The organism is Synechococcus sp. 63AY4M2 (genome assembly GCF_002760475.1).
Lineage (GTDB): Bacteria > Cyanobacteriota > Cyanobacteriia > Thermostichales > Thermostichaceae > Thermostichus.
The window spans coordinates 836,657-847,240 of sequence record NZ_AXUX01000001.1 but is presented as its reverse complement, the minus strand read 5'-3'; the positions used below and the strand labels follow the sequence as shown (position 1 = coordinate 847,240).

Annotated in this window: 6 protein-coding genes; 3 read left to right on the top strand and 3 right to left on the bottom strand. The window is 62.3% G+C overall.

Going from position 1 to position 10,584, the window contains the following annotated elements; all coding sequences use genetic code 11:
* Positions 1-140 precede the first annotated feature (140 nt).
* Complete coding sequence (locus SYN63AY4M2_RS03745) at positions 141-347, top strand: hypothetical protein (protein ID WP_228375432.1); 207 nt, start codon at positions 141-143, stop codon at positions 345-347.
* A gap of 87 nt (positions 348-434) precedes the next feature.
* Positions 435-1,874: a deoxyribodipyrimidine photo-lyase gene (locus SYN63AY4M2_RS03740; protein ID WP_099887219.1), complete on the top strand. Its 1,440-nt coding sequence runs from the start codon at positions 435-437 to the stop codon at positions 1,872-1,874.
* 182 nt (positions 1,875-2,056) lie between these two features.
* Here the strand turns inward: SYN63AY4M2_RS03740 and SYN63AY4M2_RS03735 are convergent, their stop codons facing one another.
* Both SYN63AY4M2_RS03735 and SYN63AY4M2_RS03730 read right to left on the bottom strand, forming a co-directional pair.
* Positions 2,057-3,340, bottom strand: a complete 1,284-nt coding sequence (locus SYN63AY4M2_RS03735; RefSeq protein ID WP_240530491.1) for an alkaline phosphatase — start codon at positions 3,338-3,340, stop codon at positions 2,057-2,059.
* 281 nt (positions 3,341-3,621) lie between these two features.
* Positions 3,622-5,994 carry a DUF3488 and transglutaminase-like domain-containing protein gene (locus tag SYN63AY4M2_RS03730; protein ID WP_099887217.1) on the bottom strand — a complete coding sequence of 791 codons (2,373 nt, stop codon included), beginning with the start codon at positions 5,992-5,994 and terminating at the stop codon, positions 3,622-3,624.
* 206 nt (positions 5,995-6,200) lie between these two features.
* On the opposite strand from SYN63AY4M2_RS03730, the gene uvrA reads away from it, so the two are divergent.
* Positions 6,201-9,101 (top strand): excinuclease ABC subunit UvrA, encoded by a 2,901-nt coding sequence (uvrA, locus tag SYN63AY4M2_RS03725; protein WP_099887216.1) that lies wholly within the window; start codon positions 6,201-6,203, stop codon positions 9,099-9,101.
* Positions 9,102-9,196: 95 nt separating this feature from the next.
* On the opposite strand, the gene hemW is transcribed toward uvrA, so the two are convergent.
* Complete coding sequence (gene hemW, locus SYN63AY4M2_RS03720; protein WP_011429676.1) at positions 9,197-10,390, bottom strand: radical SAM family heme chaperone HemW; 1,194 nt, start codon at positions 10,388-10,390, stop codon at positions 9,197-9,199.
* Positions 10,391-10,584 lie beyond the last annotated feature (194 nt).

The window sequence follows — 10,584 nt, the reverse complement described above, 5'->3', positions numbered from 1 at the left end:
CCGCCCCCCTATATCCCCCCGTATACGGGGGGACTGGGGGGCTGGGGGACTGGGGGGTACAGAGCGGGGCTTCCAGGACTACGTCCCGCTAGCGCGAACGGCGGATTAGCTAAAGCCATCGATGGATGGATGGAGACGTGATGAGCAAGACGCCAGAGGCGCTGCGGCGCTCCGTTGAGCAGTTCCTACTTAATGTACCGGAGCCGCTCGATCCGCTACTTGCCCTCAAGCTGACTCAGTTGGTGATGAGGCCGGGAGATACAGCTTACGCCATGGGCTCCAGCGATGGCCAGCGAAACCTTGACGAGCGCTGTTGTCCCTGCCCTGGACGTCTGTTGGGGGAATAGACATCATTTGCCCACCTCTGCCGGCAGCCTGGGGTTGAAGAGAGGAAGAAAAAGCGGCCAAGATGGGATCCGGTTGCTTGGCCTCCTATGACTTCCCCGGTTCTCCTCTGGCATCGCCGCGATCTGCGGCTGGCGGACAACACAGCCCTCCACGCGGCGGCGCAGCGCAGCTCCCAGGTGGTGCCGGTTTTCGTTTTCGACCCGCAGGTCTTGCAGCGGGCGGATATGGCCCCAGCCAGGGTGGCGTTTCTCCTCCAGGCGTTACAGGAGCTGCAGGAACGCTACGCCCAGATGGGGATCCCGCTCCTCTGGCGGCGGGGGGATCCGTTGGCGGAGCTGCGGCAGTTGGCCACCGAGCTGGGGGCGCAGGCCGTGTTCTGGAACGAAGATCTGGATCCCTTGGCCCGGCAGCAGGAGAGTCGGGTGCGGGCCAGCTTGACGGCAGCCGGGATCCCCTCTTTTTCTTACCAAGATATGCTGCTGCACGGGCCAGGGGAAGTGTTGACCCAGGCGGGGGATCCCTACTCCGTTTTTACCCCCTTCTGGCGCCGCTGGTCCAGCCTGCCTAAGCCGGATCCCTTCCCCATTCCCAAGGATCTCCAGCCAGTGTCAAGCCTGCAAGCCCAACCGCTGCCCAGCTTGGCGGATCTGGGCTTTGTCTGCAACCAGCGGATCCCGGCAGCGGGGGAGAGCGTGGCTCAGGGTCTTCTAGAGGATTTCTGCCAGGGCCTGCGCATTTTCGACTACGAGCGGGCCCGCAATTTCCCGGCTGAACAGGGCACCTCTCTCCTCAGCCCCCACCTGTGCTGGGGAACCATCGGCATTCGCCAGGTGTGGCAGGCCACGCGGGAGGTGGAAGCGGAGGTGCGCAGCGAAGAGGCCGAGAGCAGCCTGAAGACTTGGCGGCAGGAGCTGTGCTGGCGCGAGTTTTACAAGCATGTTTTGGTCCACTGGCCCCACGTGGAGAGCGGCGCCTATCGGCGCGCTTTTGATGCGCTGGAGTGGGACAACCGCCAAGATTGGTTTCAGGCCTGGTGCGCCGGGCAGACGGGCTACCCGATTGTGGATGCGGCCATGCGCCAGCTCAACGAGACCGGCTGGATGCACAACCGCTGCCGCATGATCGTGGCCAGCTTCCTAACCAAAGATCTGCTTATCGACTGGCGCTGGGGAGAGCGCTACTTTATGCAGAAGCTGGTGGACGGGGATCTGGCGGCCAACAACGGCGGCTGGCAGTGGAGCGCTGGTGTGGGCACGGATCCCAGGCCCCTGCGCATCTTCAACCCAGCCACCCAGGCGGCCCGCTACGACCCGGAAGGGGAGTACATCCGCCGCTACCTGCCGGAGCTGGCCGGGCTGGATACCCCCGCTTTGCTGTGGGTAGGCGACGATCCCAAGGGATCCTGGGCTCTGCAGGAGCGGCGGCGCTGCGGCTACCCGGATCCCATCGTGGATCACAAAGTGCAGCAGCAGGAGTTCAAACGGCGCTACCAGGCGGTGCAGCAGGGGCGCTCTCAGCCGGACTAGGCAGCCTATCCACTCCTTCCTGGACAGGAGGTGGCAAGGACTTCCCTCACCCCCGGCCCCTCTCCCTGAGGGAGAGGGGAGTTGGAGCGGCGCGTTCGCGACAGCGTTGCGTAAATAAAAAGGGGATCGCCGGGATCCCCTCCGTCCCCAGAAGTTCCAAGCCAAGGCCGGGCTGCCTGAGACTACGGCTTGAGCTCGCTGGGGATGCGCTCCCCAAAGAGCACGAAGTAGAGGATGCGGTAGATGTCGGTATTGGCGATCCCGGTGGGGGGCAGCAGCTCCCGAGCGTTGAGGCCGGCAGCCCGAGCAATAACCCCACTGCCCACGTCATCCTTGCTAGCCCAGGAGATGGCAAAGGAGAAGCGATTGCCGTTTTTGTCCGGAGCAGAAACAAACGGCTTCGTACCGGTGCCGTCCACACCGTCGAGGGGGGCGCCGCTTGGGTCGGTCGCGGGTACCGGCTTGTCGGGCTCGACATCCACCAACTGCATCCCGCCGGCGTTGCTGTCGCTGGTGGTTATCATGAAGGTCTTGGGATTCTTCTCGATGAAGTCAAGAATCACCCCAATGGCATCGTCGGCCCGCTTCATGGCCTCCAGGCAGCCAGAGGCATTGAGGTTGTTGCACATGTTGTCGGTGCCCTCTTCTTCAATGACGGCGAAGAAGCCCTTGGGATTGCGGGAGATCCGCTCTAGGGTAAACTGCGTCATCTCGGCAATGGTGGGGGCGCTGGCGATGTAGTTGGGCAAGTTTTCTTTGCGCAGCTCTTCCTCAGGCTTGTCGTAGAAGGTGTCCTCGACGTTGAACACCCCCAAAACCTTGGAGGCATCCGCCGGCAGCTTCAGCAGCTCGTCGCGGGTATAGACGACGACATACCCTTTTTTCTTGGCTTCCTCGATGAGGTTGCGGCCATCCTTGCGTTTCCCTTGGCCAAAGCGACCCTGGACGCCTTCCGGCAGCAGCCATTCCTCGCCAGCGCCGAGGATGATGTCTACCCCTGACTCCACCACCTGCAGGGCAATCTCCTCATAGTCGCTGCGCTTGGCAACTTCGGCAACGAAGGCAGCTGTCCCCGGCTCAATGATGGATCCCGTTTGCACCAGAGCCGTACCCAAGCCTGCCGCCACGGCCTCTTCCATGATCGTGTTCAGGGTGCCGTTGGCAGAGGGGTACTCTTTGCCGTCCGGATCCAACCCAAAGCTCTTGGCGTGGACACGAGTTCCTGTGGCATGGGTCACCGCTCCGGCGTTGGAAGTTCCCCCAAGCTGGTCGAGATGGTGCCCGCGATAGGTGGTAATCACGGGAAGACGATCCCAGTTCAGAAAGCCATCGGGGCCGTAGTAGAGAATGCGTGTGATGTCCCAGTGGGAAGCCGAAGTGCCATCCGGGTGGAAGAAGATGGCCCCGTTTCCGGTCGGCTTAGGCGCCGCTTGAGCCAGGCTAGAGGAGAAGACGGAAGAAGACAAAATGCATACAGTCGCAGCCAACGCTGCCCTCAGAGAATAGCTACGCGTAGCTAACACGCCCTTGCTCGTTCGAAGCTGAACGTCAAGGAGAGTAACACAGCCTTGAACAGTTAGCAAGAGCGCGCACAAATGCCCCTGCAGAACTTACCTGCAGCGACAATCCGCCTCTCAGGTCTACTACTTGGCCGGGGCAGGTTGCGAGGTCTATACCTAGAGTTAACTATCTCTTAACTGCCTCATAACGTCAAGGCTTCTCGTAGAGCTTTATAGCCGTCTTCCAGTCAAGCTGTTCTTTCGGGAGCAGGCGTCGAACTCTTGGCCTGCCAGGACCGCCTAAGCTGTCTAAGGTGGTGTTGCCAACGCTGCAGTTCCCCGGCTTCCAGCGGGATCCCGCCAAAGCGTACTTCCAGGTAGCGCTGCAGGAACCGGATGGCCAGTTCAACCTGAGGCAAGTCGGCCTGGCGCAAGTGTTCTAGGCAAGCTTCTGGCCCTAGGTGGGCGGGGATCCCCACCGCCGTCGCCAGATCCCGCAGTTGCAGATAAAGCCTTGAGATAAGCTGGCGGCGCTGCTGCGACTTGGGTAGAGCCGCCGGGATCCAGCGCATCCCGGCAAAGGCCAGACTCGGCAGCAGGATCCCAGCTGTCCAGGTGGGCCAGGGGGGCGGAGGCTGCCACAGGGATCCCATCACCACTCCATTGGCGGCTGTGGCCAAGAGGATCCATCCCCCATCCTGCCAGCGCAAAGCCCGATAGCGGCGGCGGCGACCCCAGTAGGCCATGGAACTGGTGATTAAAATCACCCCCACCAGCGGCAGGCCGTTTTGCTGCAGCGTTTGCCCCCAGCCCACCAGGCTGCGGCGGAAGACGGCGACGACATCCTCTTGCTTTTGGGGAGCAGTCACGCGGCTGGCCAGCTCCTGAATCTGCCGCCAGATCTGCCGCTGGGTGGATAGATCGTACTGGATGACGTACTTAAACCAACGGAAGCGCAGGCTGTCGTAAAAATCTTGCAGGGGATCCCACCAGCTTTGCCGCTGGCTGACATTGGCCTCGGGCGGCGTGGCGTCGAAGATGATCCATCCATAGGGGCCAAAGGGGATCTCCGTCCACGAGTGGGCATCGGCGTTGCGCACCGCCAGGTACTTTTCCTGCGCCACCCAGCGCCCGCCCAAGAAGCCATTGACCACGCGGGCCGGGATGCCGAGGCTGCGGGCCAGCACCGTCAGGGCGGTGGCAAAGTATTCGCAGTGGCCGCGGCGGTGGGTAAACAAAAAGGCCTCCAAAGGCGGCTCGGCCCCGGGATCCGGCAGATCGGTGGTGTAGGCGTAGTTCTCTAGCAGGTAGTTCCGCAGAGCCGTTACCTTGCCAAAGACGTCGGGGATCCCAGCCGTGATCTCCTCTGCCAAGGCGGGAATGCGCGGATCCAGCTCTGCCGGCAACTGCAGGTAGGCTGCCTGCTGGGCTGGGTCAAGCGCACTCAGCAGCTCCTCCTGGCTAAGCTGGCGCAGGCGGGGCCTTAGATCCTGGGGGATCCAGCTCACGGCGCGGTAGAGATAGGGCAGCCGGGGGGGCAGAGAATGGCTGACATCCCCGCTCTCGTGCAGGAGCAGGCGGCGAGTTTGCCGTTGCCATGCCTGCTGCGGAGTCATCGCCCCACCTCGATCTAGCCACTCCACCTCTAGCAGCGGCGCCACCCCAAAGACGGTGGTGGTGGCCAGCGGCTCTAGGTAAATCCGCTGCTCCAGGGGGAAGAACTGGAGGTCGCTCGCGGTGGGGATCAAGGGGGAAGCCGAGAGATCAAAGACCCCTGCTGCAGTGGGGAAAATCGGGATCGCGCGGTTCAGCGTCCGCGACCAAGCCCGCCCGTCGTAGCGATCAAAGCTGATCCCCCGCCAGTAGAGGGACTCCACCTGGGGGGGCACCCCTGCCGGGAACTCCACCCGCAGGGCAACGGTGTTGTCGGTTTTAAGGGTGCCGAACTCCCCCAGGCTGACTTCTTCGGCAAAGCCGGTGGTCATCACCGGCGAGCGGGCCTGCCGGCCCAAGATCCCCAAGCTGAGCCGCGGGAAGAGGAAAAACAAAACCACCGAGAGAATTGTTGCCAGCAAGGCCAGGGATCCCAGAAACCCCAAAAAGCTGAGGTCGATCCCGCGGACTTGGCTGGCCGCCTGCGGGTGCTGCTCCGCCTGCAGGCGCAGGTGATAGAGGGTGAGGTTAACCAGCCCCACCCCCACATACAGCAGGAATAAAAACCCAAAGCTGATGTCTTCGTTGAAGAGGGTGGCGATGGCCATCAGCAGCAGAGACAGCACCGCCAACTGGATGTGGTCTGCTGCCCGTTCCCGCTGGAACAACTTGGCCCCTGTTAGGTAAAGCACCAGGCCTATGGCCCCATCCGAAAGCGGCAGCACGCCCGCCAGCACCAGGGCCGCCAAGCTGACCAACACGCTCACCGTCAGGGGCATCCACAGGGAAGCATAGCGGGCAAAACTAATCCGGGGCGGCTCCCAAAACCAACTGGCAGCCCCCGCCGCCAAGCAGAGGGCGATAACCGCCGGCGACAGGGCCTGATCCCCCAGACAAAGGGCCGTGAAGGCGATCCCCACCAGCAGGTAGATGAAGACCTTTTGGAGAGAAAGGAGCGGCCAGGCCATTGGCTTTTTGAGGAGCCCTTGCGTTGCCCTTCCAAGATAGCCAAGCCAGCTCCCTGCCCAAAACCGACGCGGCCTGCTGGCACCCCCGCTCGCCCTGGAGAGGACAGACTTCTGTCGCGGCACTAGAATCGTTAATGTTCTTTAATGTTTTTTGACTCGCCGACTTTGGCGGCAGATCCACGCACGCTGCGCACAAAGGGGATGAGATGTCCGGCCAAAACGAAATCCATGTGGTGGGGGCGCGGCAGCACAACCTCAAAAACCTCGAGCTGCGGATCCCGCGCAATCGCCTGGTGGTGTTTACGGGCGTCTCTGGATCCGGCAAATCTTCTCTGGCCTTCGACACCATCTTTGCCGAGGGGCAGCGGCGCTATGTGGAGTCCCTCAGCGCCTACGCGCGGCAATTTCTGGGGCAACTGGACAAACCGGATGTAGACCGCATCGAGGGCTTGAGCCCGGCCATTGCCATCGACCAAAAGTCCACCAGCCACAACCCCCGCTCCACGGTGGGCACCGTTACCGAAATCTACGACTACCTGCGGCTGCTCTACGGGCGGGCCGGGATCCCCCACTGCCCCCATTGTGACCGGGTGATTGCCCCCCAGACGGTGGATCAAATGGTGGACCAGATCCTGGCCCTGCCGGAGCGGACGCGCTTTCAGTTGCTGGCGCCTGTGGTGAGGGAAAAAAAGGGCACCCATGCAGCCCTCTTGCAGAGCTTGCGCCAGCAGGGGTTTGTGCGGGTGCGCATCGACGGCCAAGTGCGGGATCTGAGCGAAGAGATCGAGTTGGCCAAAAACAAGGCCCACACCATTGAGGTGGTGGTGGATCGGCTGGTCAAGGGCCCCGAGATCGCCGAGCGGCTGGCCGATTCCCTGACCACCTGTCTGCGCCAGTCGGGGGGACTGGCGGTGGTGGAGCTCTTGCCGAGAGAGGAAGAGCGGGAACACCTGCTGCAAAAAGTGGCCGAGGTGGCGGGGCAGTACCTCAACGGCAAGCCGACGGAGCTGATCTTTTCGGAACAATTTGCCTGCCCCGAACATGGCTCGGTGCTGGGCGAGCTGTCGCCGCGGCTATTTTCCTTCAACTCCCCCATCGGCGCCTGTCCTGTCTGTCACGGGCTGGGCTTTGAGCCCATCTTCGACCCCGACCGGATCGTGCCGGATCCCAAGCTCCCTTTGTACGCGGCCATCGCCCCCTGGGCGGAGCGGGAGAACCCCTACTACCTGGCCCTGCTGGCGGGGGCCGCCAAGGCCTTTGGCTTTGAGCTCAGCAGCCGCTGGTGCGACCTCACCCCTGAGCAGCAGCAGCTCCTCCTCTACGGCAGCGACCAGGAGATCTACGTTGAAGCGGAATCCCCCTACCGGGGCCGGGGGTACTACCGCCGCTACGAAGGGGTGATCCCGCAGTTGCAGCGGCACTACCAAGAAACTACCTCCGAAACCTACCGGCAAAAGCTAGAGGCCTACCTCACCTACCGCCCCTGTGCTGCCTGTGGCGGATCCCGGCTGCGGCCGGAGGCCCTGGCGGTGCGCGTCGGCGGCTACCGCATCACGGATCTCACCCAGATCTCCATTGGCGATTGCCTGCGCCGCCTGGAAGACCTCAAGCTCACCCCCCGCCAGGCCCAGATTGCCGAGCTGGTGCTGCGGGAGATCCGAACCCGGCTGCAGTTTTTAATCGATGTGGGCCTCGACTACCTCACCCTGGCCCGACCGGCCATGACCCTTTCGGGGGGCGAGGCGCAGCGGATCCGGCTGGCCAGCCAGATTGGCTCCGGCCTGACGGGGGTGCTCTACGTGTTGGATGAACCCTCCATCGGCTTGCACCAGCGGGACAACGAGCGCTTGTTGCAAACCCTGTTGCGCCTGCGGGATCTGGGCAACACCCTAATCGTGGTGGAGCACGACGAAGAAACCATCCGCGCCGCCGACCACATCGTGGACATCGGCCCTGGAGCTGGCATTCACGGGGGAGAAGTGGTGGCCCAAGGGTCTCTAGCCAACATCCTGGCCTGCGAGCGCTCCCTCACTGGCGCCTATCTGTCGGGGCGGCGGCGGATCCCGACCCCGGCTCGGCGGCGGCCCGGCAAGGCCGTTTCCCTCAAGCTCACCGATGCCCACAAAAACAACCTCAAGCACATCGATGTGGAGATCCCCCTGGGCAAGCTGGTCTGCGTCACCGGCGTCTCCGGCTCCGGCAAGTCCACCCTGGTCAACGAGTTGCTCTACCCCGCCCTGCGGCACTACCTCGGCCAGAAGGTGCCCAAACCCGCGGAAATGGGAGAGCTGCAGGGCGTTGAACACATCGACAAGGTGATCGTCATCGACCAATCCCCCATTGGCCGCACCCCTCGCTCCAACCCTGCCACCTACACGGGTCTATTTGATCCCATCCGCCAGGCCTTTGCCCAGACTCTAGAGGCCAAGGCTAGAGGCTATCACGCTGGCCACTTTTCCTTCAACGTCAAGGGGGGGCGCTGTGAAGCCTGCAAAGGGCAGGGGGTGAACGTGATTGAAATGAACTTCCTGCCGGATGTGTATGTTACCTGCGAAGTGTGTGGCGGCAGCCGCTACAGCCGCGAGACCCTCCAGGTCAGGTACAAGGGCAAAAACATTGCCGAAGTCTTGGACATGACGGTGGGGGAGGCGCTGGAGTTTTTTGCCGCCCTACCCCCTGCCGCCAAGATTCTACAGACGCTGGCCGATGTGGGCCTTGACTACATCAAGCTGGGCCAGCCGGCCCCCACCCTCTCCGGCGGGGAAGCGCAGCGGGTAAAGCTGGCGGCAGAACTGTCTCGCCGTTCCACCGGCAAAACCCTCTACCTGCTGGATGAGCCCTCCACTGGCCTGTCTTTCTACGACGTTCACAAGCTCTTGAACGTCCTGCAGCGGCTGGTGGATGTGGGCAACACGGTGCTGGTGATCGAGCACAACCTGGACATCCTCCGCTGTGCCGACTGGATCATTGACCTGGGGCCAGAAGGAGGCGACCAGGGCGGCCAGATCGTGGCCGTAGGCACCCCTGAGGCAGTGGCTGAGCAGCCGGGATCCCATACGGGGCGCTACCTGAAGCAGGTTTTGCAACGCTATCCCCCCGGCCAGTAAGCCCTGCTATCCCCACCCTCTGAGAGACAAGTTGGACAAAGGTCGACTTTGAACCGGGCGGCTGCTTTCTTCACTGATGTCCTGCCCAGTTCTCTTCAAAACAAAAGCTCTTCAATGACTTCGTTGGAAAACAGCCAGCCCTCCGGCGGGACTAGCCGCAGCCGCCCCGCCTCACAACTGGCCCAACCTTTTTCAAAATAGGGATCCAGCCTCTGCAAGGCCTGCTCCACCTTCCTGCTGCCAAAGCGCTCCTGTAGAGTTGCCAACTCCAGCCCTTCCTGGAGGCGCAACCCCAACATCACCGTATCCATCCAGATTTCTTCTGCAGAAGCCGGCGGCGGCAGGGGGTGAACCTGCGCTTTGACCTGTTCAAAGTATGCGTGGAGAGTTTTCGGCTGTTGAATGCGCCGCCCCCCTTCGTAGCCGACCGATCCCATGCCAAAGCCAAAGTAGGGGCGGTTTTCCCAGTACACCCGGTTGTGGCGACAGGCATACCCAGGGCGGGCAAAATTGGAGATCTCGTAGTGGATGTAGCCGGCTTGGGTGAGCAACTCCCGCGCCGTCAGGTACATGGCAACCGTGGTCTCCTCGCTGGGCAGAGGCGCCTCCCCCGGCCGGTAGAGACGCCCAAAGCGGGTTCCCGGCTCGAGAGTGAGATCGTAAACGGAGACATGGGTGGGGTTGATTTCAAGAACAGCCTGCAGTGACTCCTGCCAATGTTCTAAAGTTTGATAGGGCAGCCCGAAGATCAAATCCAGGTTGAAATTCTCAAAGCCCACCGCCTGCAAGTCGGCCACAGCCTCGTAAATTTCTTCCACCCCATGGAGGCGACCGCAGGCGGCCAGCAGCTCCGCTTGAAAGGCCTGTACCCCTAGGCTAATGCGGTTAACCCCTAGATCCCGGTAGCCTGCCAACTGCTCCCGTGTCAGGGTGCCGGGGTTGGCCTCGAGCGAGATCTCGCAGTCGGGATGAAACGGGATCCTCTCCCTTAATTGGCTCAAAATCCGACTCAACTGCTTCACCGTCAGCAGGGAAGGGGTGCCGCCGCCGAAAAAAATGCTGGTCAAGGGCTGGGGATCCCCGGCCAAATGGCGGTAGCGGTGGGCGCCGCCGATCTCTTGGCAGAGCCTCTGCACATAGGTTTCGATCAGTTCGCGCGTGCCCAGGCCGGTGGCAAAATCGCAGTAGTGGCAGCGCTGCCGGCAGAAGGGAATGTGCAGATAGGCCGCCTCCGGCCAGCCAAGCTGAGTGGAGAGGGCAAAGTCTTCTGCAGAGGCTGCAACTACCATAGCTCCCTACCTTGGTGACGTACTCCCACACTCATGCTGACGCATAGAGTGCAGGCTTCATGGCTTACGCCACGCTTCGCCAACAGTGACCCCTGCCCGATAGCAGGACATTTCCTGAGCTTGAAGAACGGGACGCCCCACCGCTCTGGATTTGATGACCCTCGCCGAGCTGTGATCCCTGCCAATCCTCAACC